Here is a 23,315-nt window from a genome sequence, read left to right on the forward strand (position 1 = left end):
ACTTGCATGTATTAGGCACGCCGCCAGCGTTCGTCCTGAGCCAGGATCAAACTCTCCAATTAGTATTGAAAAGAGCGATATGCTCATTTTGAAACATCTGACGAGAAAATTAATTCTCTAATTTTGGAATTCACTTTCGTGATTTCCTACTCACTCGTTGTTCAGTTTTCAAAGATCAAGCTGTTTATTTCGTCGTTGTGTTGTTCAGCAGCGACCTTTATAATATATCACAGCGTCCTCGTTTTAGTCAACCTTTTTTTTAATTTCTTTTTTCGGTTGTCTTTCGAATGTTTTCGAAAGCACATCTCTGTGTCAGAGGGACGAGTTATAATTTAACACATGAACTATGAAAGAGTCAACCATAAATTTATTAGCATAAATATGAGCGTTTCATAATAGCGTGCAAACAAAAAAGAGAGTGCTTAGCCTCTCCCTATCCCTACTTATTTTATCTATAGATTACCGGCAAATCCTGCATCTAATTTCTTCTCTATAAGGTATATCGGATCGCATGACCCTCTCCCCCATGACCGTCAGCCCATAAAGTAATCTCACGGATTAGCGATCGAGAAACAAGCTTTCGTAAAACTAGGGGCAACTCAGCCTCTAATTGACACAGGCCAGAATGCTGTAGTAATTCTTTTATACTCCACGCTTCCTTACGGCTATTCAGAATATTAAAAAGCAATGCACAACAATCCGTCATTTTGGACATGATCCCAAATTCACACGCTAGAAGTACAAGCTCTACTCTTTGTTCTAAGGTCTCCGTGCTGATGGTTAGTTCCTCATATAGTTTATGGACTGAGGTGTTCATACTTTTAACCTGCTCCCAAATAGCCGGCTCTGGAAATGAACCAGATTCACTCACTTCTATTCTTGCCCAATGATATAGTGCCATCAATACACAGTTATACGAATCCATAATGTAGCCAGCTTCTATATACCGTTTAGATTTCACATACAAATGCAAGAATCGTGCAAACTCCATGAACTCCACTCGTTCCTTAAGAGGCCCTTCAAATTGTAAAATCTCCCGGCGCATATCCCCTAGTATTCCTTTGGGATCCCAAATCACTTCCCCAATCATCAAACTAGTAAGGAGCTCGTTATTATCTCCCGCCATGACAGCCCTCTCCAAAGCGGAAAGGCCAATATGGACTGACTGGGTCCGTGTGTCACCGGCAATGGTGTGGCGAACAATATGTTCTAAATCCTGTTCCTCATGTAAAACTAACACAACCATATCAAAATCGTGAAGTAGTGCGCTTTGAAAAGGAGTACTCCCTTTCTGCCGCAAAGCGACAGCTCCTAAAACATTTTCTTCAAACGTTTCTCCACTCAACAAAGTTACATTGGATAATTCCATGCTTCCCTCCATTAAATTTGGCGAATTTGCGTCCAGTCAGTTATAATTCAGTTATAATTATTATTCTACATATGAAAGACAGTTCCTTCTGGACAACCCAACTATATTTAGTTAGGAGCAAACACTCATGAAGTTTAAAACGGCTAAGATCAACGCTTTTCGCACATGGGGATTACTGCTCACAATGCTCGGAATGGGACTTATGGTTTTGGGTACAGCAGGCATCGTATTCTGGGGATCAACCGGGAAAGTATTCGCCGGAATCGGACTTGTAATCGGTTTAATTTCCATGATGGCAAGTCTTGCGATCTATTTCTGGGCTGGTATGCTCTCAACGAGTGCTGTTCAGCTAGAGTGCCCTGAATGTCACAAGCTGACCAAGATGCTCGGCAAAACAGACCGCTGTATGTTCTGTCACACCATTCTTACTATGGATCCTGCTGAGGCCACCATTACTGCGGATCAGCTTGAGCATCAGCAACTAAACCGCTAAACACACCTTACAGAGGCTCATTACTAACTAGTTAAAATGCACTCAAATATTTGCTAATACAACAAAGAGGCCCCCGATATGGGAGCCTCTTTGTTTGCTATAAATAATTATGATTACTTATGAATCTCTTGTAATGCTTCCCATGCTGACGAATTGCTAAAGCTCCGATTCCATGATCCGATGCCTCCAAGCCCCATGGACTTAGCAAGCTCAACTCTTGATTTTAAGCTCACCTTATCTTCTATCCATATTTTCTTAAGAGCGCCATCTTCCTTGTACTCTACGTAATTCTGCCCAGCATCCTTATCAAATGTAGGAGTTAGCTTCTTCTCTTTGATAATTTTTTCAACGGCATTCATACTAACCGATTTGGAGCTTACCTTTGTCTTACCATCTACTTGTGCCTCAGTCCAGATGCGGGTGTACAATGGGATCCCCAAAATCACCTTCTCAGGCGGCACATTGTCTTCCTCTATGATCCGGCTTATTGAATTCTCTACCCAAGGTAAGGAGGCAACAGAGCCCGCGATAGGGCTAGCCGCCCAATGTTCATCATAAGCCATCACGATTAGATAATCGACTAATGACCCCAGAGCCTTACGATCAAGGAATGCTGACCACATCTCGCTATTAGATTTAGGTGTCACGTCTATGGAGACGATTAGATTCTTAGCCTGAGCCATCGGTTTTAGCTCTCTCATAAATTGAGTGACATTCTCTCCGTCCTTCGTATACACATTCTCAAAATCGATATTAATTCCATCCAAATTATATAAATCCGAATACTCTAAGATCTGCACGATTGCATTCATCCGTTTCTCATAGGTGGACAATGCCTCAGTAGTCATGTCTGGCTCGAAGCTATTGCTAAGCAACCCCCATACCTCTAATCCGCGCCCATGCGCCCACTGCACATACGCACTGTCGGCCTGACTGCGCACATTGCCATCACCATCTATAATACTAAACCAGGTGGGGCTAGCCACGTTAACGCCTGGTAGCTCACCGAAGGTTTCTGGGTTAGGTTTGCGTTGGTAAACAGCCTCCCAATACAAATTCACTGACTTCCCTTTCCAGTTACGTTCAGCACGTGTTGGTGTGGATTTTTTCGGTTCCACTGTCTTTTGACCATCCCGAACAATGTCACTTGCCTTGGCATAACCTGCATACCCGCTGCTTAATTGTACAAATAGCCAGTCCTTATTTTCTTCATTCCAAATATTCACGACTGCCCCTGGAGACATATCCGCAACTATAGGTGCGTGAATGGATGCCTCATTTCGTAGAGCTACTGACTTGTCGCCTTTTTCACCTTTAACTTTTCCTAGCGAGACAGACTCTCCTGCCGTCATTAGTAATATTGCTCCGGTATTTGTATCCTCCTGTATTTCAAACCCATATAGATCTTCTAATACATCCGCAGGAAGGTAGGTCACTTTCTCCTTTACTTCAGGCGCTAACCGCAGCTGCAACGGACGATTATTCAGACTAGCATCAGTTTTATCCTCCTGCATGTAAAGGAGCTCACTATCCGTTGATAAAATGACCGATTTGGTCTTCTCTTCATAACGAATGGAAGGATCCACATACTCTTGCAACAATGGTAATGGTAATAGCATGCTATCCCCAGTTCCAGAGGCAGAATAACCTGTATGCTCTCCTTTTACAAAGATGGGATGCGCTTGAGCTTTCCAATCTACATCTATGTGCTGACGATTTGGCAATACATAAAACACTACCCAATATGCTGCTGCTACAATGATTAAGAGTCCAAATAAACGCCTAAAAAAACCTCCGCGCTTTTTGACGTGCCTCTGTCCCAGTCTTCTGTCCAAAATATATCCTCCAGATAATAATATGATTTTTAATAGATTCTAACATTACGATTATAACATCCACTTGGTTTCGTATAACCAGTAGAAAATAGTCATTTATCCTACAAATTGTTATATTCAAGTAGAAACGACATTGTCGTCTTTATATTTTTATAAAAATAAAAACGTGAGTCCTCCGCTTTCGGATTTCGCACGTTTATTGTGGCCACTTGGTATATCACCTTGACACCGTTCTATTCTAGTCTTAATGCTGCTTCTCTTTACAACTTTCGCAAAATCCATGCAGTTCCATACGCAATCCTGTAATCTTAAAGCCTGTAGCTTGCTCAGCATGCAGCTCTACATCCCTAAGCGAAGGATAACTGAAATCCTCAATCTTACCGCATTGTTGACAGATAACATGATAATGATCAGACACATTGGCATCAAAACGGCTGGAGCTATCCCCATAGGTCAACTCACGAACCATGCCAGCTTCCATAAACATCTTGAGATTATTATATACGGTTGCCACGCTCATGCTCGGAAATTTAGGCTCTAATGCCCGATATATATCGTCAGCTGTAGGATGATTCATTGCTTCCATCAAATACGTAAGAATCGCATGACGCTGGGGCGTTATACGGACACCTGTTGTTTTTAATTGTTCCAATGCATGTTGTACGCCACTCCCCATGACTGTCACCGCCTTTTAAATTTAAAAATAAAAGAAATATTTCTTATAATTGTAAGACTGGGTTTTCAATCTTGTCAACGAAGTCGATACATTATATTCATTATTATATAAGAAAAATTACTTTTTTCAATAACCTCTCACATTTAAGTTGCTGTTTCCCTCAACCTGAATCTTGAACTCACCTGTGCCCACTTCACCAGATATCTTCTTCTTATCAATGGTTAAGATAGGTAAATCTGAAATAATATCGCCATATCCACTTGAGCCATTCAACTTATAGTTCCCTAACTGCGGCAAATACAATTGAATATCGCCAACTGCACTATAAATGTCCCAGTCTCCTCCGACTTCATGTGAACGAACATCAATGATGCCATTCAAGGATTCTGCATGCAGCTTCGACCTAGCTCCATCAATCTCTAAATTACCATTTTTGCTAGAAATATCGATCTCGGCTTCATTCCCGGATGCACCGATATTGCCAACTGCCGTTGATAATTTCAAGGCTCCTGTGACATTCCATGCATTCATATTGCCACCGCTCGTTGATAAATCAACACTGCCCTGGACGGATCTCGCACGCACAGCTCCATTCAGTGTTTTGCCTTTCACATTACCAAAGATACGATGAAGAATAAGTTCTCCATTCCCCGTTTCCAGCGAAATATCTTCGATCGCTTCTATGTTCTGCAGGGTGATCCCACCATTCATAGTACGAACATCGAGGTTAAACCGGCGGTCCTCCGGCAAAGAAATGTCCAAATCCATTCGCGGCTGACGCTTACCTGATTCTCCATAAGCCTTGCTGTTTGAAGTGATTTTTATGGTTGGTCCTTCAACAACGTCCACAAAGGACTGCTCCGAAATGGCTTCAGCCATCGGACCCTCCAATTGATCTACCCAAACTGTAGTAGTAATTTGAATATTATCTACAGGTGCCCGATGCAATAAAATATCCCCATTAATACCATCAACGGATATTTTAGCTGTATTTAACTTCACTGGAACAATAAGCGGAGCTTTCTGAAATTTGCTTCCCTTCGCCTCGCCATAGTCGACTGCAGCTGCTGTAAGGTTGAGACTCACATTTTTCCACAGATATAAATAATGTTCTTGTTCGGCAACGATAAACACACTCGCAGCAAGCAATATAGCAGATAAAAGGCCGCGTAAATCTAATCTGATTCTTGTTCCCTTCTGTACAGAGCCTGAACGACCAGAGAAGAAATACATGAACAGGAACTCAATCCCCCATAACACTGGGATGACCGGCCACCACTTCAAGAGTAAAAGCATATAATCCGACCCGTCTCTCCAATCCAGAAACAACGGGATGGCAATAGCAATAAGCAAGACCGATGCCGTATATCTTCCTACATGCCGGTTATGAGACTCATTTTTTTTGCGCGAAACGATTCCTCTGACAATTTCTCTTACTCCTATATATATACCACCACATAATAAAACGGCAGACACGGCCACTTCGGAGTAATGCTCAATAAAAAATTGCAGCCATGCCGGCTTTTGGCGAAACAAAATGAGAACTGCTCCCCCTAAAAGAAGTAGAAATCCAAAGGATACGCCAGGTTCACTGACGATACTACGACGCTTAGGAGGTGTATTTATATTTGCCATAGGATCATCAAGCTCTTGATCTTCAGGGTAACGAAGAATCTTGTCCGCTGATTGCAGTACATCATACACATTATAGAAATATACCGCCGGAATAATTAGTGCAAGTAAAATCAGCAATGGAACATTAATCTGCATTCCAATGGATGAGAAATATATTAAAGCTGAGATATCCAATAGTATCAAGAATATAAAGGTAATTCCTTTGCGGAGAAGCCCAAAGTATAAGTGCCCAGTTCCCGGGATGAGAGCTGCCAATAGTCCAGCGATAAATTTGCGTTTGCGGCGGCGCCGCTTTGGACGTGGAGGGATTATCTTCTTCTGAATCTCACTCTCCGTAGTCTCAAGAACGGCTGAACCCCGCTGCTCTTCCTGCGCTGAGAGCATTGCAGAATCATTTGTCATATCTCGGCTCCTCCTTTCGTAAACAACGATCTGTGTAAATGCTTCTTCAAAGTGAACCACTCCGATAAAAATCAATCAATTCCACACCGGGAGCAACTTCCTGCGATCCCATAGGTACAAAACCATGCTTGCTGTACAAAGATACGGCAGGCAAGTTTAGCTTCCCCGTAGATACGATATATTGCTCCATCCCTGAAAAATGTTCAAATACATATTCCAAAAGACTGCTTGCAATCCCTCTACGGAAAAAGTCCGGTCCCACCATCATCCGCGTAATCGTGAGTTTACCCGGGGATTCTTCTTCTATAGCAATAGCACCCATCAGTTCTTCATCTTCATCAAAGCAGCCGTAAAAATCCTCTTTAGAGTGGCTGAGCATCTCTCTCGTCTCCATAAGCGGTGGGATCTCACGGAACCCTATTAATTCAGCTTCTAGTCGGTAGGCCTTATGCTGGAGGCTCCATAGTTCATTAATGGTACTATCATCCTGGAGGTTTAGCTTAATAATTGTATTCATCCCTACTAGTCCCCTTATATGCCGCTAAGGGCCTGCCGTTGCCGACAAGCCCTTAGCTTATTACATAAGTATTTTACCCCAAGTCTAAACACCTTTGGCGTCCTTTTATGGACGGCAAGCGTTTATACGAGAAATATAAGGTTTAGCTGCTCAATACCTCGATCAGAAGTTTATTCGCAAGACCTGGATTTGCCTTACCTTTACTTTCTTTCATAACTTGTCCTACGAGGAAACCGATTGCTTTCTGTTTACCTGCTTTATAATCTTCCACTGATTGTGGATTAGCAGCTACGACAGCTTCCACAATTCCTTTAATGGCACCTTCATCACTGATTTGTACCAGACCTTTTTCCTCAACGATTGCAGCAGGCAATTTACCGCTTTCTAGCATTTCTTTAAATACCGTTTTAGCGATCTTGTTGCTGATTGTTCCGCCTGCAATGAGGCCAATCATTTCCCCGAGCCCTTGCGGCGTAATTTTGACCTGAGGCAATTCCAGGTTATTACTATTCAAATAAGCAAGCAGTTCACCCATGATCCAGTTAGCTACAGCCTTGGCATCCTGCGTATAAGTAAGACATTCTTCGAAAAAGTCCGCTAAAGGTTTAGAGGAAGTGATCACACCAGCATCATAAGCTGTAAGACCCAGTTCTTCACTGTAGCGAGCTTGTCTTGCATCCGGTAATTCCGGGATCGTCGAACGAATGGATTCTTTCCAGGCATCGTCAATATGCAGCACGATCAGATCCGGATCTGGGAAGTAACGATAATCGTGCGCTTCCTCTTTCCCACGCATAGATAAAGTTTTCCCTTGGGCTTCATCCCAGCGGCGAGTCTCTTGTACAACTACTCCACCATCATCCAGGATCTCAGCCTGACGATATTGTTCATACTCCAGTCCACGCAGCACACCGCGGAAGGAGTTCATGTTCTTAAGCTCTGCTCTAATACCGAATTCCTCTTGGCCTTCTGGGCGTAGACTGATGTTCGCGTCACAGCGCATCGATCCTTCTTCCATCTTCACATCCGATACGTCGCAGTATTGCATAATGGCACGGATTTTTTCCAGATAAGCACGAGCTTCCTCTGGGGAGCGCAAGTCTGGCTCAGATACGATTTCGATAAGTGGAGTTCCCACCCGGTTAAAATCGACAAGCGAAGCAAAACCGCCATCTACGTGCGTCAGCTTACCCGCATCCTCTTCCAAATGTAGACGAGTAATGCCGATCCGTTTGGTCTCTCCATTGACTTCAATGTCAATCCAGCCGTTCAAACCGATAGGTTGATCAAATTGTGAGATCTGATAGGCTTTCGGAGAATCGGGGTAAAAATAGTTCTTGCGGTCAAATTTACTAACATCACCGATGGTGCAGTTCAGCGCCATCGCTGCTTTCATAGCGTAATTTACCGCTTGTTTGTTGAGCACTGGCAATACGCCGGGGTGACCCAGGCAGACAGGACAGGTATGTGTGTTAGGCGGGGCTCCAAATTCAGTGGAGCATCCGCAAAAGATTTTGGAGTTGGTATGAAGCTCTACGTGAACCTCTAAGCCGATGACCGTTTCGTATTTAGACATAAGTAATCCCATTCCCTCCTTTACTACAGCTGTGGACGCTGCTTATGATGATCAGTATTTTGTTCAAAAGCGTGAGCAACACGCAGAATCGTACTCTCGTCAAACTCTTTACCGATTATTTGCAGGCCTACTGGCATGCCTTCCGCAAAGCCGCAAGGAACGCTAACGGCAGGAATACCCGCCAAGCTCACAGGAATCGTAAGAATATCGTTCAGATACATAGTCAGCGGATCTTCCGTTTGTGAACCTAATTTGAATGCTGTAGTAGGCGCTGTTGGGCCGATGACCACATCATATTTTTTAAAGATGTCATCAAAATCCTGTTTAATCAAAGTGCGCACCTTTTGCGCTTTTAAATAATAAGCATCATAATATCCAGAGCTTAGTGCATAAGTCCCCAGCATAATACGACGTTTTACCTCAGGACCAAAGCCGCGACTTCGGGAATTTTGATACAGATCGAGCAATCCTCCACCTTCATCTACACGTACGCCATAACGTACACCGTCAAACCGGGCAAGGTTCGATGAAGCTTCCGATGAAGACAGCAAATAATAAGCCGCTACTGCATATTCCGTATGTGGTAATGAAACTTCCTCCCAGACAGCGCCCATTCCTTCCAGCACCTTAAGTGCGGACAAGACCGTCTCACGAACTGAAGCATCGACACCCGCTCCCAAGTATTCCTTAGGTACAGCGATACGAAGACCGGAAACATCACCAGTCAGCGAACTCAAATAATCAGGAATGTCTACCTTAGCTGAAGTAGAGTCCTGTGCATCATAACCAGCAATCGCTTGAAGAACATATGCAGAATCTTCTACATTACGCGTAAGCGGGCCAATCTGATCCAGAGAGGAAGCAAAGGCTACCAAACCGTAACGTGACACAAGGCCGTAGGTAGGTTTGAGACCTACAACGCCGCAATAGGAGGCTGGCTGGCGGATGGAACCCCCAGTATCAGAACCTAATGAGAAGAACACTTCACCCGCAGCTACTGCAGCAGCAGATCCACCGCTGGAACCGCCAGGCACACGCTCTAAATCCCAAGGATTGCGTACGGGACCAAAGCTTGAGTTCTCGTTAGAACCGCCCATCGCGAATTCATCCATATTCAACTTACCAATGGTTACGGCATCTGCTTGCTGCAGTTTTGAAGCAACAGTAGCGTTGTAAATCGGTTGGAAATTGTTTAGAAATTGGCTGGCACAGGTCGTACGCAGTCCTTTCGTTACAATATTATCCTTAATTCCCGCAGGAAGACCAAAAAGCAACCCACGTGCTGCTCCGGATGCCAGTTTGTCGTCCAAAGCGCGTGCGGTGCTACGAGCGCCCTCCTCGTTCAAGGTCAAAAATGCATTTACTTTCTTATCCCGCTCAGCGATAACCGCCAGCGATTCTTCAGTCAGTTCACTGACCGATACCTCTTTAGCAGTTAACATGCGATGTACTTCAGGCAATCGATTTTGAAACAGGCTCAAGATTCTTCCCCCTTTCTAATTATGTAGTTATTCCAAAACAGCCGGAACCTTGAAATGTCCGTCTTCATCATCAGGTGCGTTAAGAAGTGCTTCCGCTTGCGTTAGGCTTTCCTTCACAACATCCTCACGCATCACATTACTGACCTGCAGTACATGCGTGGTCGGCTTCACATTCTCCGTATCTAGCTCATTCAACTTCTCAGCATATTGTAAAATAGCATTCATTTGTTCTGTAAAGGTTGCCTCTTCTTCCGGGCTCAATTGCAGACGAGCCAGCTTGGCCACATGCTGCACATCTTTAACGGTAATGCTCATAAGATAAATCCCTCCTAATTAAAGGGCTAAAGTGCCCGGATAACGTTTTTAATTATATTGTAGAAGCTTAGACAATTCAATGATGGGGTTATAACAAAAAAGCCGGCTTTCGCCGGCCTTCCTTAAATCCAAGCTCTAAGATTCACTTGTTTAATGAAATCTGCTTGGGACATGCTTTCGCTTGACGTTGTTTCCGTCTCTTCTGTATCCATATCTTCACCGTTCATCAAATGATGGAACAGCTTCTCATTGTACGTGGACAAAGCATAATCAATTAACGCTTCATGCGTTGCTCTTTCAGCCTCAGCTACTAATAAATGTTCTTCCGCCTCAATGTCTTCAGCCGGAACATAAAAGTTCCTATTGGCTTCCGGTACACGTATAACATAGTCAAACGCATTATCGGGATTGCGGTCGTAAGCAATTAGGTAGCCGTATTCCCCGATAGGAAGACTCTGCTCAAAAGCGTCCGCAACAATGACAATCTTTTCTCCTAAACGCAGCATCGCCCTACCTCCTGACCCCAAAATCTATCATGATTTTGCTTGTTTCAACAGTCTACTAAAAAAAGATAGAACTGTCTAGCGGCAGGCCAGACGATCCTGAAAATTGTACCAAGCAATAACGCCTTCGGCGTCCCCTAAGGACGATACGCGTTTATGCGAGAAATAGAAGGATAATGTACAGCGTGAAACTTATACTTTCTTATATTTTAAAATATACTATATTCGATACAGCACAGCTTAATAATCAATTGGGAAGGTTGTTCTTTCTTGTCAAAAGGGCGGCCCCAACAAGGCAAATTAGGATCAATACACCGGCAGAAAGATATGGACCTGCTCTAAAGCCCTCTCCATCTGTAAGAATTCCTGCTGACAGCCCGGAAAGTCCTGCGGGTGTCCAGTCAAACCATGTAGGCAATAAGCTTAAGCCTAATGACAATCCAGCCATTAACGCCAGTGCTAAAAAAGCGGCTACTGGAGGTCTTAAAAAGGCACTAAACAACAACGTAGCCGAGACAATACATAATAACCACAAACCATATACCCCTGAAGCTGCGATAACCTCGCCCCATGATAGCGATCCAATTAGCTGCTCCGTGTAATAAGCTGCACCCGCTGCACCCAATCCAAGCGCAACAACAAGCAGGGTCAGTTGAGCTGTCCATTTAGCGATCACTATGGCCGCGGGAGAAACCGGTCTTACTAGAATTAACTCCATAGTTCCGCTATAGCGTTCTCCAGCTAAAGTATTCATCGAGCCTAGCGCCAATACCAGCATTCCAATTGTTCCATACTGTCCCAGTGCTTGCGCCATCACAACTGCGGCACTCGGTATTTCATACCCTTCCAGCAGACCTGGGGGCACATCCCCGGAGGCTTTTAATATTTCCGGCAAATAATAAGTGGTTAAAGGCTGCATAATGCCTAAAATGATGAACACGACAGGTATCCAGATTAGCTTATAACTGCGAGCCATCTCGAGCATTTCTTTTCGATAAAGGACCCAGGTGCTGCTCATACGCCCACCACCTTCATAAATAAATCCTCTAATGTGGAAGAGCCTGCTTCAAATTGCAGCAATGGAATTTCGAGCTGCGCTGCTTCTTGCAAAATCGTCTGGCGGGCCTTTTCCACATTATTCACATTAAAAACCGCATGATCTCCAAACAACTCCGACTCCAGTACAAACGGCTTTGAGGCAAGAGATTCCAGCCACTGAATGGCTTCTTTGTGCTTCTCGGTACGTAAACGAATAACAGGAAGGCTGTATTGTGAACGAAGCTGCGACAAAGACCCCTGCTCAGCAATGTGTCCATGATTCATTAAAATAATATCGTCACAAATCTCTTCCGCATCATGCAGCACATGCGTGGAGAAAACTACCGTTGTCTCTTCACGTATTTCTCGCAGCAATTCCATCACTTCCCTGCGGCCGATCGGATCAAGTGCAGATACGGGCTCATCCAGTAAAAGCAGTCGAGGGCGATGCACAAGTGCCTGTGCGAGACCCAACCGCTGCTTCATCCCCCCGGAATACCCACCAATCTTGCGGCGTGCATCGTCTTTGAGGCCTACACGCATAAGCGATTCCAAAGCGTTGCTTGTTGCTTCTTTAGCTCCCATTCCACTAAGCTTTGCAGCAAACACAACATACTCCTGTCCAGTCATCCAACCGTAAAAGGCTGGGGATTGCGGTACATATCCTAGTCCTCTGCGATATTCTGATCCAGGACGGCTCCCCTCAAACGAAATCATTCCAGAGGTAGGTTCTAGAAGACCTGCCAGCATACGTAGTGTGGTCGTCTTGCCTGCACCATTGGGCCCTAGTAAGGCAACACATCTTCCTTTTTCAATATCAAAGCTTATATCATGTACGGAAATATGCGCCCCATAGCTTTTGCGTATATTTGTAACTTGAAGGAGTGACATTAGACATCTTTCCTTCCTATCGTGAAATAAGCTACGCTGCCTAATATATTTCCGAAAATAATGACTATAATCCACAACCATTTTGGACCGCGCACTTTATCTGCTTTGGCTAAAGAAATCAAACCGATAATAGCCAGTAAAGCCTGCAAAATGATCAACGGCATAATTAATCCCCATTTTACATCTTCCATGAATTACCACTCCTTTTGTGTTATGAAAGGAACGAGCTCATATCCCGGACCTTTACAACTTCTTTCGCCTACGTCTTTCCGGTAGAATGACAACAAGTAAATAGACCAAAGCAGGTGAAGGAACTGTAGTTATAGCCCATAGACCCCAGAACCAGGCTTTTCTTCCGCGTCGTCTTGCATCCCGGAATAGCCATGTCCCTTGCAGCATTAATGCTATAGCTATGCAAAACCATAACCATAGGGGCACATCCTGCAGCTCATTCATTCTTGCGCACCTTCTCTGTTTCTCCTAATCCTCGCTATTCCTAGAGCACTGAGTCCCGCAATAGGAATAATCGCTTGAATAATCCAATAGATTATCGGTGCAGAACCGAGAATGGATAGAAATACGCTGACCAGGATCAAAGATATGCCCCAGAATAACAGCAGCTCTTTACGTTCCATGCTCTTTCTATGCACAGAGGCATCAACCATTAACCTCTCCAGTTCCTGTAATGAAGGTGGTGTGATGTCATTATATTGTGCATCTAACCGGTCAAGCTCATTTGAAAGCTTGTGCAAATACATCTCAGGCTCCTTATCTTTATCCTTCTCCATCCTCATTCAGCTCCTTTCGTAGTTGGTTAAGACCAAGGGATACACGCGACTTGACTGTACCTGAAGGAACTCGCATGATCTCGCCAATTTCGTCATAACTATAGCCATAGTAATGCTTCAATAGCACAGCCACTCTTTGTGCAGAGGGTAATCTGGAGAGGGAATCCAGCACTTCACTCCACTCTTCCCCTCTGCTCTCAAATCGCCAACGAATCGAACGGATCCCCTGTTCCTGCTGCTCCCGCTGTTTCCATTCCGCTTCACGCTTCCAGCGCCGCTTGCGATCAATAAATATTCTGGTGGCAATTGTGATTAACCAAGAGGAAAAGGAAGAAGTTCCGTTATAGGTGCTGATCTTCTCCATACATCTGACCATGGTGTCCTGTACAAGATCCTCTGCCAGCAACGGGTCCATGGTCACCTTGATTAAATATTTGAATAAAAAAGTATAGTGTTCTCGCAGCAGTGAAGACAATGCTGAAGTATCTCCCTGCTGTGCCCGTCTGATTCTCTCCAGCGACTGATCGCTCATCTGCCCCTCCATTCAAGATTTCGTTTCTATTTGTAGTACGAATATGTATTATGAATCGTTCATTCCACTTAATAATTATTTTTTGAGATCCCACAACTTGCGCCGCCAGGGCTGAATGATCCCTTCCCTTGCCGGAAAATGCCAAAAAAGAGACGTCCTTCTGATCTCGTCTCCTGAAAACACTGATACTCCCCCGTAAACCCCACTGGTCTCCTGAAGCAAGCCATTACGAAGATCCTTATTTTCAAATTGTATGTCTCTACGTTCTTCGGATGCACAAAAGCCAGCCTTTCCTGGACACTCCGAAAAAAATCGGCAATTACTGCTGCAAAAATGGTTCCATTTCTCCTTGGAGTCATACCAACCATAGTCCAGCGGGTAGTATATATTCTTCTCCATTCTACTTCCCTCCATGCTTTTAAGCCTATATGAAGACAAAAAAAGAACGCAAACCGGGATTAATTCCGCAGTCTGCGTGCTTCGCGAGGTAAATGTTACATTTAATTAACCTCATTCTAGTCCTTTTGTAGTCTTTTGTCTATTAAAACTTCCTCGGTTTTTGTCGGTTCTACTAGAACCAACGTCTATTGAGCAAGCATAAACGCCTTCGGTGTCCTTATAAGGACGACAAACGTTTAAGCGAGAAATATAAGACATAAAGTATAGGTGCAAAACTTATACTTCCTTATATTTGAACATAAGGGTTGCGAATCTTTTCAAATCCAATAGTTGTCCGTGGACCATGTCCTGGATAAACCTTCACTTCATCATCCATTTTGTATAGCTTGCCACGAATAGAATCAAACAGATCTCGTTCCCTACCACCAGGCAAATCTGTACGTCCAACTCCCATTTTAAAGAGTACATCTCCGGAGAATAGATCATTTCCACAAAGGAAACTTACACTGCCTGGAGAGTGACCAGGTGTATGGTATACACGGAAAGTGTGTCCAATGAACTGCAGAACTTGCCCTTCTGCCAGATCATATTCCGCAGGATCTGTAGCTAGAGGAGGTGACACCTCCGACCACATTAGTGAACCGTTCAGCTTGGGGCTGCTTAGCCATTCACTTTCAAGTGGATGTAAATAAACAGGACATTTCTTAGCTTTACGAATTTCATCCACACCGCCCATATGATCAAAATGTGCATGTGTTAACAAAATAGCTTCGATTTCCATTCCTTCGATACTCCGCACTAACGCAGCAGGATTCATACCGGGATCTATGATGATACCCTTCGCAGGATCCGCACCTGTCAGTAAGTAGGCATTCGTCTGAAGCGGACCCAGATTAAATGAACGAATATTTAGCATCTGCCCTAGAATCCGGAAATCAGACTACGCAGTTCTTTGGCAATCACTGTCTGATATTCCGTTCCTTCCCCATAAGCTTGCCCCATTGCTGTACGTGCTTCTGCGATTTTGCTGTCGTAATCAGCGGCCTCACGATCAGGATTCTCACGTTTGAACTCTCTCATTATACGCTGCACATGCTCTGGTCTAGGACCCCAATGTCCGAGCACATATCCGCCAGTGTCCGCAAAAATCACGACGGGTACAGATCTTCCACCCATGGTCAAGAAATTATCCATAAGATCCAGATTCTCTTCCAAAATGAATACCTCTGTCTTCATACCCGCCGTCTCCAGAATACGGAATACAGCAGGAATGTTGCGTACTACGTCTCCACACCAATCCGCTGCCAGGATTAGTACCCGCAAATCGTCTCGGTGGTTCAGACTTTCGAAATATTCCTTATCGTTCTCATCTTCCCAAGTAAACTTCTCATACCAGGATTCAAAGGCCTGTTGGTTCTTCGTCATACTTTCTACGAATTGGCGCGGTGTTAGGCCTTTTCCAAACTTTTGAGCTACATTCTGCTTCATTTTGTAGTCCCCTTTTTCTTGGATTTGTACCATTTAAACACAAAGTAAATGATGATCAGAGCGATCGCTACAAGAATAATTTCGTTGGTATACTTAGCGGCTACTTGGTCAATATCTTCCCATTTATTCCCCAAGGTCATCCCCAGATATACAAACAATGCACTCCATGGAATAACAGCAAGCGTAGTCAACAAAGTAAACTTACCTAAAGGCATACGAGAAATACCCGCTGGAACAGAAATGGCATGGCGAACAATGGGAATAAAACGTGCTGTAAAGATTACGCCCGTCCCGTATTTATTGAACCACTCTTCCGAATGGTCAATATGCTTCTTTTGAATAAAAATATATTTGCCGTATTTCTCGAGAAAAGGTCTGCCACCGTAACGACCAATCCAATATACAAAAATCTGTGCAATGACTCCGCCGATCGTACCGAATAATACGGCACCAAAAAAATTAATATCTCCATTCCATACTAAAAAGCCACCGAAAGCCAGTACGATTTCACTCGGGATGACTTCAATCATAAGTCCGATCATAATCCCAAAATAACCAAGACTTTGAATCCATTCAAACAATGTTGAGATCAGATCAGAAATAATATGCAACCGTGCTCCTCCTCCATTTTCTGCAGAATATGGCTATGTATCAAACATAAACATCTTTGACGACTATAAAGACGCTAGACGTTTAAGCGAGAAATATAAGAAATAAAGTATAGATACTAAACTTTTATTTTCTTATATTTATAGAAGCTTTGCCGCTCTGCTTTTTTTCCAGTTTCTCTTAGCCTATTCTAGCACAAGCAACCTTATCACTTCTACTTACAGGAACAAGGCCGTCACCCTATTTCGATCCTCTCTTAAAAAGAGTTGGGACCATTCGATTAACCCCAAAATGAGGAAGGTACACATTGACAGATAAGAATACGAAGGATTATTATATATTTAGATAATTACCTAAATATCGAAAGGCTGGTGGCATATGAATGAGTCTTTCAAAGCACTAGCTGACCCTACCCGTCGCCAAATCATTCGGTTACTAAGGGAAAAAGACCGCACCGCAGGTGAAATCGCCGATTTCTTCAACATGTCTAAACCAAGTATTTCTCACCATCTGAATGCTCTGAAGCATGCCGATCTCGTACAGGATGAACGAAAAGGTCAATTCATTGTGTATTCCTTAAATACGACGGTTCTGGAAGAGGTTCTTGGCTGGCTGCTCGAGCTAACAGGTACAGGAAAGCAAACGGAGACGGAAAGTAAAGCTTTGGACGGAAAGCAAAGCCGTCAGAATATTGATTCTGAGAAGGAGGCTGATTGACGATGAAGGATTTTAAATGGAGATGGCAAGATACACTAATTGTAATATTAGGTTTAGCTTCACTAGCTTATGCTTTAATCAATTACGGTAAGCTGCCGCAAGAGTTGCCTGCCCAGTTCGGAATTACCGGCAAGGTCAACCGCTATTGGGATAAAAACATAGCTATTCCCATGTGGGGTATTCTGGGCATTGTGCTCCCCCTGATATTGCAGTTCACACGCAGCATCGACCCTAAGCGAGAAAATTACAAGAAGTTCGAAAATGCTTATGCCATGAGCAGACTCACTATTGGGGTGCTTTTTAATCTCATGCTTGTGCTCACAGTTGCTTACGGATTGGGAAAAGATATTAACGTGGGCAAAATTGCTATAGGAGCCGTCGGAGTGATGTTTATTGCGCTCGGCAACTTCATGCCACAGATAAAAGATAATTATTTGTTCGGTGTTCGTACAGCATGGACACTTTCCAGCCCAGAGGTGTGGCGAAAAACACATCGTCTCTCGGGAAGAATGTGGATGATCGGTGGGTTGCTCATTTTTGGAGGAGCCTTTTGGAGCGGAATCTTGTCTCAGGTCCTTATTATTACGGCACTTGTGCTTGCTATTATCGTTCCCGTTCTGTACTCTTGGATCATTTCGCGTCAGTTAAAATCGTGAAGCTAATCCCCTAAGCCGCCGACTCAGGTCGTCGGCTTGTTCTGTCATTTGGAACTTTCGATCATTATGCTGCTCACCTTTTCCAGCCTCGTAGTCTGCCAACACTCTATACTGCCGCAAAAGCTCATTTCCTGAGGCAAAACAGTTTATAGCCTCCACTCGATTCCCTTCCGCTAACTTTTTTCGGCCCATCATTAGCATGCCTTCAATTCCTTTGACCCACTTAGCGTTGTTGTATTTATCCAACCGAATACTTCGATGTATCCAATACAGTGCAGCTCCCGGATCATCACTGTACATCCATCGCCCAGCCATTTCCCAGCTTAAACGTGCATTCCTCGGGGAGTATAGCAAGCTCTGCTGGAGTATTCTCACGCCCTTCTCGTTCGTAAGCAGCCTGGATAATTCTACCGCTGTTCTAGGAGACCGGGGATTCCACGTTAGCGATTGCTGTAGCATATCTATCTTCACCGAGGAATCAACCGTCTGAACTGCTTGCCTGTAGTACCTCTCTCCTTGTGCGGCATGAAGGGACAATACAGATAGCATGAGATAAAGGGAGCAGGCGGCAGTGATGAATAGTCGGCGGGGATATGGATGGGCGAGTTTAGGCGAGGTCGCGGACTCGAGGTGAGTTGCCTGTGGGCTCGCGGACGTCGATTGAGTTGGCGGTGGAGTCACGGGTCCGAAATGAGTGGTGAACAAACTTATGGACGTAAAGCGGGTATTCACAGATTGATGTTTCTGCTCATATTCAGACAGGGCAAGTGCTGGCAGCCAAAAAAGCAGCAGCCAGATTAATCCGTAGCTCCAGTCAAAATCGACTGCGCTATGCAAAACGATAACCAAAAATGGCGGCAAGAGACGCAGCGATCTCTTAGCCAGCAACCAGCCTGCTGCCAGCAGCATTAACAGTATGGCTGCGAGGCCGACAAATCCTAGGTTCAACAGGATGTCGAGATAACCGCTATGCACTTGGCTGCCAACATAAGGGCGGGATTGGGCGGCGAGATATGAACTCCGCCAAGTCTCGCCCCCGTGCCCCAGCCAAGGTGCCTCTACCGCCAGCCGCCAGGCGTCGCGGTAGAACAGACCACGCGCGGATACCGTCGTTGACGGTCCGGTGATCCGCTCGCGCACGTGCAGGAGGACGGCGGTGCCCGCCGCCGTCCAACCTGCCGCCGCCAATGCCAGCATGGCGGCTCGGGCACTGCCCGCCGCGCTGCGCTGGCTGCGGCACAGCCATAGGCCGGCTAGCCACGCGCCGGCCCAAAGCCCGGCCAGCCACAGCAGGCCGGGCAGAGGCTCTACCGCCAACCCGGCACGGGCCAGTTGGCGGTAGAGCAGCGCCGCGGCGACCACGGGCGCGGCGCCAGCGGTAAGAAGCGGCGCGATGAGCTGCCGCTTCCAGAGCAAGACGGCGGTGCAGGCACAAGCCGCCGTCAGCCACGCGCCGCGCGACTCGCTGAGGAGCAGCGCGGCGGCGTACGGGAACAGCGGCAGCAAGCGCAGCAGCGCGGCGGCCGTGCTTCCCGCTTCTCGCCGCTCCACTCCTACATTTACGCTTACCTTTTCACTCCCACGCTCCTCTTCTACGCACTCACTCCCATATCCCAACCCGGTATACTCTATCCCTGTCTTTTCAGACTCTCGCCCAACACCGCAACCTCCTGCTGGCGACATCCTCACAATCTTCTGAGGTCTTTCATAATAAGCAGCGACAGCAAACAACCGCTCCAATAGAAAAACAGCCATCACAGCACCAAAAGCATTAGGATATTCCATCACTCCTGCTAATCTGGCACCAGTGATGCTTACTTCCGGTGAATTGCTGTAGGCTACAGCGAAAGGTAACTCTAGTACCCCGCACACTGCCAGCAAAGCACTTATGCTTAAGAACATGCCCAATATAGTCCATGCGGCAATGATAAGCTGACGCCCCACCCGATTCAACGCACAAAAACAAACCAAAAATGCAAAGCTAGCATACAAGCCCCACCGTAATATTTCATTCATTGTTCCCTGTGCCGAAAGGGGTTCTCTTAGCGAATGAATCAGATAGAGTGATAGAACTATTAAGGGTGCAGCCAACATTATTTTCAAAGCTCTACTTACTCCACTTGCTCCCCCTAAGCTACTTCTCCTATTGCTTACGCCAATGTACAAATAAAGCAAAACAGCAGAACACATCACAAACCATAGGGTCAGAAAGAGGTACATCTCCTCTGTAAAAAAAAATCCCCGCAGCAAACAAGCTCCTACTCCGGCTGCGATGACTAAGGCTGCACTAAAATATACGATTATTGAATCCGGATTCCGCTCTCTGTTAACGCTCCCCATTTAGATACCCCTATATTCGTTAAGTTATCTCTATCCTTTCCACATTTCCCCTTCGCAAAACTAGAATGCAAAAAGGACGATACCTCTCCACGAAGGAGCTGTACCGTCCCAATTCTCATCAAAAAAGATTTATAGTTGCAAAAAGTACAACTAACCTCTGATCTTCGCTACTGCGTCCTAATGTAATTGCATAATATACAACTATTTTTCGAAAATCCCGCCAGATGGAGAGAATTGCTCGCGCTACCCCTCCACCGAACTTCCACTCGGAAGCAGGTCCGCACATACGCGCTCAAGGTAAGGTTTCGCCCCTATAAAATCACGGAAGGCGGTGTATTCACGCCATTTGACGGAGTTATCACCACCCGAGCTTTTAACGGCACGGATTAAAATATTCTTCGGTGTATTCTCCAGGTCGATGAATTCCAGCAGCTGGCTGCTATAACCCATCATATCGAGCAATTTGGCACGGATAGCATCCGTAGCCAAGGCAGAGAAACGCTCCTTAAGTATCCCATGTGAAAGCAACGGACTCATTACTTCATTCTCAATCTGAGCGAACAATTCATGCTGACAGCAAGGCACAGACAAAATGACGGAGGCGCCCCAACGTACTGCTTTTTCGAGTGCAGCATCTGTAGCTGTGTCACAAGCATGAAGCGTTATAACCATATCTACCTGATCCAGCTCATCGTACTCGGCAATGTCACCCACAAGGAACTTCAGATGATTATAACCGATTTTTGCAGCCAGCTCATTACAATGCTCAATTACATCTGCTTTCAAATCAAGTCCAATAATATTAAGCTCCCGCTTCTTGCGGACGGTCAGGTAGTGATAAAGAGCAAAGGTCAAATACGATTTACCACAGCCAAAATCAACAATCGTTAATGGCCGTCCAGTTGGCAGATCGGCAAGCACATCCTCAACCATCTCCAAGAAACGGTTGATTTGCCGGAACTTATCGTATCGCTTGGCCAGTACTTTTCCTTCTCTGTTCATTATGCCAAGCTCCACAAGAAATGGCACAGGTTCTCCATCCTCCAGCACATAGCGCTTGCGCCGGTTGTGTGCTAGATCCGGCTCTTCTTTTTTACTTGGAGACTTGGTAAGGATAGATACTTTGAATTTCTTGCTAATCAGTACCTGATAATCCGCTTCCACCGTGCATAACAAGCCTTGGCGATATGATTCTCTAAATAAAAGGGTCATTTCCTCCGCTGCTAATTCTGCCGGTACATTGCGATGTTCAACCTTTGTACCAATATAGGACGCAAACTGATAATGCAACTTACCTTTTAGTTCGACAGGTTTAATCTGTACCTTCGTACAGGTCTCCCCTTTGTTACGCACTTGGCTTAAGGTAGCCATAATCAAGGTACGGTCATTAATCAGTTGTTCAATAAGAGCTTTTAAAGATTCCACAACGCACATCTCACTTTCGGGATTAAAAATGGAGATTCTATGTCTCCTAACCAACATCGTTCCATTATATCACGGCTCTACAAGAGTTATCCTATCAGGGCTTCACCTGCAGCTCTCCACTAACAATAGTTATTGCTCGGCCAGACATCTTAATCTGATCTTTGCTTACCTCAAGTTGAAGCAAGCCTCCTCGTTCGGAAGCTTGATAAGCAGTCAACTGCGTACGGTTAAGTCGACTAGCCCAGAAAGGTGCTAGCGCAGTATGCGCTGAGCCCGTGACCGGATCCTCATTTACCCCCATCTTCGGTGCAAAAAACCGTGACACACAATCTATGCCTTCGGTGGAGCTTTCTGCAGTAACCGCAAAGGCTCTCTCTTCAAGCCGGGATAAAGCCCCGAAGTCTGGGCTAAGTTCGCGAACTAGGGATTCCTGATCGAGCCGTACAAGTACATTGTCAGCATATAGCATAGTTTCTACCACATTTGCTTCTGAAATACCAAGTGCTTCTATAAGAGCCGGAATTGTAGGAGAAGACTTAAGCTCATAAGGCGGGAAGTACAGTGAGATCAGATCATCCGCACGAGAAGCTCTTAGCAACCCACTGCGTGTATAAAATCTAGCTTCCACATCTGGAGCCAGCATTCCTAACTCCCATAATATATGTGCACTCGCTAGAGTAGCATGGCCACATAAATCAACCTCAACCTTGGGCGTGAACCAGCGCAGGCGATATCCATCAGTCTCCGGCCAGAGAAATGCCGTCTCTGACAAGTTCATTTCTGCTGCTGTCTTCAGCATAAATGCCTCGTCGACTGGATGCCTCAGCAAGCATACTGCTGCCGCGTTTCCTGAATATGCTTTTCCTGCAAAGGCATCGATAATAAATAAAGGGGTATTCATTAGGCTTCCGACTCCCTCCGAACTTCTGTGATCCGGTGCCACTCTTTCCATCCTTGTTCCACTTCATGGATAGGGAGCAAGCCTTGTTCCAATTCTTCCGGTGATTTAAGCAGCAGCCGTCTGTACAGCTCATCACCTTCCAGTGAGACATCTTCCCCCTGCTCCCATAGTCGGTAAAGACCGTCCTCCGCTTTACTATAATGTCCGATAGACTCCATATAAACTAGAAGCAGCCGTTCCGTCTTGGCTGGAAGACGATACGCTTTAACTTCCTCCAAAAGTTCATCAATATCCTCTGTCATCTGCAGTATTTCTCGATCAGCTCCGTGTAAATCTGCGTACAAATATAAGTGCAGTGCTCTCATACTTCTAAATAGTGCCGCATCATGATCGCCATTTGCAGCATAAATGCTGCCCTCTTCCTTAAGCAGCTTGGCTACACCTTGAAGCTTATCTGACTCCAACACACCGTTAAACCGGAACATATCTATAATATCTTCTACTGATAGTGAATTTAAAAGACGTGAGTTCAGCGGAAAATGACGGTTCAATAGCTCATCAATTTCCCATAAGGCTTCCGTTGTCTTCCGCTCTTGCTTTAGCGTTAGAACCTTGGCAACCATCGCCGTCATATCTTCGATCATTCGGACAATATAGTCTCTTCGGAACATGAACTTCCCCCTTTTCCATTCTGGAACTGTAAATCTTTTGTATCTAGCCATTTCATAT

General features: G+C 45.1%; 26 protein-coding genes and 1 rRNA gene. 3 read left to right on the plus strand and 24 right to left on the minus strand.

All coding sequences use genetic code 11. From position 1 onward, the window contains the following. Together M2444_RS20565 and M2444_RS20570 are read right to left on the minus strand one after the other, a co-directional pair. Positions 1-62 (minus strand): 16S ribosomal RNA (locus M2444_RS20565); the annotation flags it as partial. 428 nt (positions 63-490) lie between these two features. Further along, positions 491-1,369, minus strand: a complete 879-nt coding sequence (locus M2444_RS20570) for a nucleotidyltransferase-like protein (RefSeq protein ID WP_179281681.1) — start codon at positions 1,367-1,369, stop codon at positions 491-493. 127 nt (positions 1,370-1,496) lie between these two features. Between M2444_RS20570 and M2444_RS20575 the strand changes: the two genes are divergently transcribed. Beyond that, positions 1,497-1,862 carry a DUF2614 family zinc ribbon-containing protein gene (locus tag M2444_RS20575; RefSeq protein ID WP_094872397.1) on the plus strand — a complete coding sequence of 122 codons (366 nt, stop codon included), beginning with the start codon at positions 1,497-1,499 and terminating at the stop codon, positions 1,860-1,862. A 113-nt stretch (positions 1,863-1,975) separates the two neighbouring features. Here M2444_RS20575 and M2444_RS20580 read toward each other — a convergent pair whose 3' ends face one another. From M2444_RS20580 to uptA, 18 genes are all read right to left on the minus strand, one after another. Then, a complete protein-coding gene (locus M2444_RS20580; protein ID WP_280787912.1) occupies positions 1,976-3,697 on the minus strand; it encodes a glycosyl hydrolase family 18 protein in 1,722 nt (573 codons plus the stop codon). A 244-nt stretch (positions 3,698-3,941) separates the two neighbouring features. Continuing rightward, on the minus strand, positions 3,942-4,373 hold the full coding sequence (locus M2444_RS20585; protein WP_094872400.1) for a Fur family transcriptional regulator: 432 nt from the start codon (positions 4,371-4,373) through the stop codon (positions 3,942-3,944). Between the two features lie 126 nt (positions 4,374-4,499). After that, on the minus strand, positions 4,500-6,410 hold the full coding sequence (locus tag M2444_RS20590; protein ID WP_280787913.1) for a DUF4097 family beta strand repeat-containing protein: 1,911 nt from the start codon (positions 6,408-6,410) through the stop codon (positions 4,500-4,502). A 46-nt stretch (positions 6,411-6,456) separates the two neighbouring features. Beyond that, complete coding sequence (locus tag M2444_RS20595) at positions 6,457-6,927, minus strand: GNAT family N-acetyltransferase (protein WP_280787914.1); 471 nt, start codon at positions 6,925-6,927, stop codon at positions 6,457-6,459. Between the two features lie 142 nt (positions 6,928-7,069). Next, positions 7,070-8,515: an Asp-tRNA(Asn)/Glu-tRNA(Gln) amidotransferase subunit GatB gene (gene gatB, locus M2444_RS20600; RefSeq protein ID WP_440960807.1), complete on the minus strand. Its 1,446-nt coding sequence runs from the start codon at positions 8,513-8,515 to the stop codon at positions 7,070-7,072. An 11-nt stretch (positions 8,516-8,526) separates the two neighbouring features. Then, the gene (gene gatA, locus M2444_RS20605) at positions 8,527-9,984 is read right to left on the minus strand and encodes an Asp-tRNA(Asn)/Glu-tRNA(Gln) amidotransferase subunit GatA (RefSeq protein ID WP_094872405.1); all 1,458 of its coding nucleotides are present in this window, start codon (positions 9,982-9,984) and stop codon (positions 8,527-8,529) included. 27 nt (positions 9,985-10,011) lie between these two features. Further along, positions 10,012-10,299: an Asp-tRNA(Asn)/Glu-tRNA(Gln) amidotransferase subunit GatC gene (gatC, locus tag M2444_RS20610; protein ID WP_094878640.1), complete on the minus strand. Its 288-nt coding sequence runs from the start codon at positions 10,297-10,299 to the stop codon at positions 10,012-10,014. A 122-nt stretch (positions 10,300-10,421) separates the two neighbouring features. Further along, the gene (locus M2444_RS20615; protein ID WP_094872408.1) at positions 10,422-10,805 is read right to left on the minus strand and encodes an ATPase; all 384 of its coding nucleotides are present in this window, start codon (positions 10,803-10,805) and stop codon (positions 10,422-10,424) included. A 244-nt stretch (positions 10,806-11,049) separates the two neighbouring features. Then, the gene (locus M2444_RS20620) at positions 11,050-11,820 is read right to left on the minus strand and encodes an ABC transporter permease subunit (protein ID WP_280787916.1); all 771 of its coding nucleotides are present in this window, start codon (positions 11,818-11,820) and stop codon (positions 11,050-11,052) included. After that, positions 11,817-12,731 carry an ABC transporter ATP-binding protein gene (locus M2444_RS20625; protein ID WP_280787917.1) on the minus strand — a complete coding sequence of 305 codons (915 nt, stop codon included), beginning with the start codon at positions 12,729-12,731 and terminating at the stop codon, positions 11,817-11,819. The genes M2444_RS20620 and M2444_RS20625 overlap by 4 nt, the downstream gene beginning before the upstream one ends. Further along, entirely contained in the window at positions 12,731-12,922 is a 192-nt protein-coding gene (locus M2444_RS20630) for a PLD nuclease N-terminal domain-containing protein (protein ID WP_094872413.1), read from the minus strand. The genes M2444_RS20625 and M2444_RS20630 overlap by 1 nt, the downstream gene beginning before the upstream one ends. Before the next feature lie 52 nt (positions 12,923-12,974). Continuing rightward, complete coding sequence (locus tag M2444_RS20635; RefSeq protein WP_094872414.1) at positions 12,975-13,187, minus strand: hypothetical protein; 213 nt, start codon at positions 13,185-13,187, stop codon at positions 12,975-12,977. Further along, entirely contained in the window at positions 13,184-13,519 is a 336-nt protein-coding gene (locus M2444_RS20640) for a YxlC family protein (protein WP_094872416.1), read from the minus strand. Before M2444_RS20640 ends, M2444_RS20635 begins: the two co-directional genes overlap by 4 nt. After that, on the minus strand, positions 13,506-14,051 hold the full coding sequence (sigY, locus tag M2444_RS20645) for an RNA polymerase sigma factor SigY (protein ID WP_094872418.1): 546 nt from the start codon (positions 14,049-14,051) through the stop codon (positions 13,506-13,508). Before sigY ends, M2444_RS20640 begins: the two co-directional genes overlap by 14 nt. 75 nt (positions 14,052-14,126) lie before the next feature. After that, on the minus strand, positions 14,127-14,450 hold the full coding sequence (locus M2444_RS20650; RefSeq protein WP_280787918.1) for a hypothetical protein: 324 nt from the start codon (positions 14,448-14,450) through the stop codon (positions 14,127-14,129). A 286-nt stretch (positions 14,451-14,736) separates the two neighbouring features. Next, positions 14,737-15,366, minus strand: coding sequence for an MBL fold metallo-hydrolase (locus M2444_RS20655; RefSeq protein WP_094877852.1), 630 nt, complete (start codon positions 15,364-15,366; stop codon positions 14,737-14,739). A 5-nt stretch (positions 15,367-15,371) separates the two neighbouring features. After that, positions 15,372-15,938 carry a thioredoxin family protein gene (locus M2444_RS20660; protein WP_094872423.1) on the minus strand — a complete coding sequence of 189 codons (567 nt, stop codon included), beginning with the start codon at positions 15,936-15,938 and terminating at the stop codon, positions 15,372-15,374. After that, positions 15,935-16,549: an undecaprenyl phosphate transporter UptA gene (gene uptA / locus M2444_RS20665; RefSeq protein ID WP_094872424.1), complete on the minus strand. Its 615-nt coding sequence runs from the start codon at positions 16,547-16,549 to the stop codon at positions 15,935-15,937. The genes M2444_RS20660 and uptA overlap by 4 nt, the downstream gene beginning before the upstream one ends. A 376-nt stretch (positions 16,550-16,925) precedes the next feature. On the opposite strand from uptA, the gene M2444_RS20670 reads away from it, so the two are divergent. Both M2444_RS20670 and M2444_RS20675 read left to right on the plus strand, forming a co-directional pair. After that, entirely contained in the window at positions 16,926-17,264 is a 339-nt protein-coding gene (locus tag M2444_RS20670) for an autorepressor SdpR family transcription factor (RefSeq protein ID WP_094872426.1), read from the plus strand. Positions 17,265-17,266: 2 nt separating this feature from the next. Further along, positions 17,267-17,920 carry an SdpI family protein gene (locus M2444_RS20675; protein WP_094877855.1) on the plus strand — a complete coding sequence of 218 codons (654 nt, stop codon included), beginning with the start codon at positions 17,267-17,269 and terminating at the stop codon, positions 17,918-17,920. Here the strand turns inward: M2444_RS20675 and M2444_RS20680 are convergent. The 4 genes from M2444_RS20680 to M2444_RS20695 form a co-directional block, all read right to left on the minus strand. Further along, positions 17,909-20,260, minus strand: a complete 2,352-nt coding sequence (locus M2444_RS20680) for an O-antigen ligase family protein (RefSeq protein ID WP_348536928.1) — start codon at positions 20,258-20,260, stop codon at positions 17,909-17,911. The genes M2444_RS20675 and M2444_RS20680 overlap by 12 nt on opposite strands. Before the next feature lie 243 nt (positions 20,261-20,503). Continuing rightward, complete coding sequence (locus M2444_RS20685) at positions 20,504-21,694, minus strand: class I SAM-dependent methyltransferase (protein ID WP_280787919.1); 1,191 nt, start codon at positions 21,692-21,694, stop codon at positions 20,504-20,506. Between the two features lie 85 nt (positions 21,695-21,779). Next, positions 21,780-22,586 carry a PhzF family phenazine biosynthesis protein gene (locus tag M2444_RS20690; protein ID WP_280787920.1) on the minus strand — a complete coding sequence of 269 codons (807 nt, stop codon included), beginning with the start codon at positions 22,584-22,586 and terminating at the stop codon, positions 21,780-21,782. Continuing rightward, complete coding sequence (locus tag M2444_RS20695) at positions 22,586-23,257, minus strand: DUF6483 family protein (protein WP_094872432.1); 672 nt, start codon at positions 23,255-23,257, stop codon at positions 22,586-22,588. Before M2444_RS20695 ends, M2444_RS20690 begins: the two co-directional genes overlap by 1 nt. Positions 23,258-23,315 lie beyond the last annotated feature (58 nt).

Origin of the sequence: Paenibacillus sp. PastF-3 (genome assembly GCF_029893135.1) — a bacterium.
Lineage (GTDB): Bacteria > Bacillota > Bacilli > Paenibacillales > Paenibacillaceae > Paenibacillus_AQ > Paenibacillus_AQ nitricinens.

What these genes read in the sequence shown, in the direction of transcription:
- M2444_RS20570 (WP_179281681.1), bottom strand. Translation starts at nt 1,369, where the DNA reads ATGGAATTATCCAATGTAACTTTGTTGAGTGGAGAAACGTTTGAAGAA.
- M2444_RS20575 (WP_094872397.1), top strand. Translation starts at nt 1,497, where the DNA reads ATGAAGTTTAAAACGGCTAAGATCAACGCTTTTCGCACATGGGGATTA.
- M2444_RS20585 (WP_094872400.1), bottom strand. Translation starts at nt 4,373, where the DNA reads ATGGGGAGTGGCGTACAACATGCATTGGAACAATTAAAAACAACAGGT.
- M2444_RS20590 (WP_280787913.1), bottom strand. Translation starts at nt 6,410, where the DNA reads ATGACAAATGATTCTGCAATGCTCTCAGCGCAGGAAGAGCAGCGGGGT.
- M2444_RS20595 (WP_280787914.1), bottom strand. Translation starts at nt 6,927, where the DNA reads ATGAATACAATTATTAAGCTAAACCTCCAGGATGATAGTACCATTAAT.
- gatB (WP_440960807.1), bottom strand. Translation starts at nt 8,515, where the DNA reads ATGGGATTACTTATGTCTAAATACGAAACGGTCATCGGCTTAGAGGTT.
- gatC (WP_094878640.1), bottom strand. Translation starts at nt 10,299, where the DNA reads ATGAGCATTACCGTTAAAGATGTGCAGCATGTGGCCAAGCTGGCTCGT.
- M2444_RS20615 (WP_094872408.1), bottom strand. Translation starts at nt 10,805, where the DNA reads ATGCTGCGTTTAGGAGAAAAGATTGTCATTGTTGCGGACGCTTTTGAG.
- M2444_RS20620 (WP_280787916.1), bottom strand. Translation starts at nt 11,820, where the DNA reads ATGAGCAGCACCTGGGTCCTTTATCGAAAAGAAATGCTCGAGATGGCT.
- M2444_RS20625 (WP_280787917.1), bottom strand. Translation starts at nt 12,731, where the DNA reads ATGTCACTCCTTCAAGTTACAAATATACGCAAAAGCTATGGGGCGCAT.
- M2444_RS20630 (WP_094872413.1), bottom strand. Translation starts at nt 12,922, where the DNA reads ATGGAAGATGTAAAATGGGGATTAATTATGCCGTTGATCATTTTGCAG.
- M2444_RS20635 (WP_094872414.1), bottom strand. Translation starts at nt 13,187, where the DNA reads ATGAATGAGCTGCAGGATGTGCCCCTATGGTTATGGTTTTGCATAGCT.
- M2444_RS20640 (WP_094872416.1), bottom strand. Translation starts at nt 13,519, where the DNA reads ATGGAGAAGGATAAAGATAAGGAGCCTGAGATGTATTTGCACAAGCTT.
- sigY (WP_094872418.1), bottom strand. Translation starts at nt 14,051, where the DNA reads ATGAGCGATCAGTCGCTGGAGAGAATCAGACGGGCACAGCAGGGAGAT.
- M2444_RS20650 (WP_280787918.1), bottom strand. Translation starts at nt 14,450, where the DNA reads ATGGAGAAGAATATATACTACCCGCTGGACTATGGTTGGTATGACTCC.
- M2444_RS20655 (WP_094877852.1), bottom strand. Translation starts at nt 15,366, where the DNA reads ATGCTAAATATTCGTTCATTTAATCTGGGTCCGCTTCAGACGAATGCC.
- M2444_RS20660 (WP_094872423.1), bottom strand. Translation starts at nt 15,938, where the DNA reads ATGAAGCAGAATGTAGCTCAAAAGTTTGGAAAAGGCCTAACACCGCGC.
- M2444_RS20670 (WP_094872426.1), top strand. Translation starts at nt 16,926, where the DNA reads ATGAATGAGTCTTTCAAAGCACTAGCTGACCCTACCCGTCGCCAAATC.
- M2444_RS20675 (WP_094877855.1), top strand. Translation starts at nt 17,267, where the DNA reads ATGAAGGATTTTAAATGGAGATGGCAAGATACACTAATTGTAATATTA.
- M2444_RS20680 (WP_348536928.1), bottom strand. Translation starts at nt 20,260, where the DNA reads ATGGGGAGCGTTAACAGAGAGCGGAATCCGGATTCAATAATCGTATAT.
- M2444_RS20685 (WP_280787919.1), bottom strand. Translation starts at nt 21,694, where the DNA reads ATGTGCGTTGTGGAATCTTTAAAAGCTCTTATTGAACAACTGATTAAT.
- M2444_RS20690 (WP_280787920.1), bottom strand. Translation starts at nt 22,586, where the DNA reads ATGAATACCCCTTTATTTATTATCGATGCCTTTGCAGGAAAAGCATAT.
- M2444_RS20695 (WP_094872432.1), bottom strand. Translation starts at nt 23,257, where the DNA reads ATGTTCCGAAGAGACTATATTGTCCGAATGATCGAAGATATGACGGCG.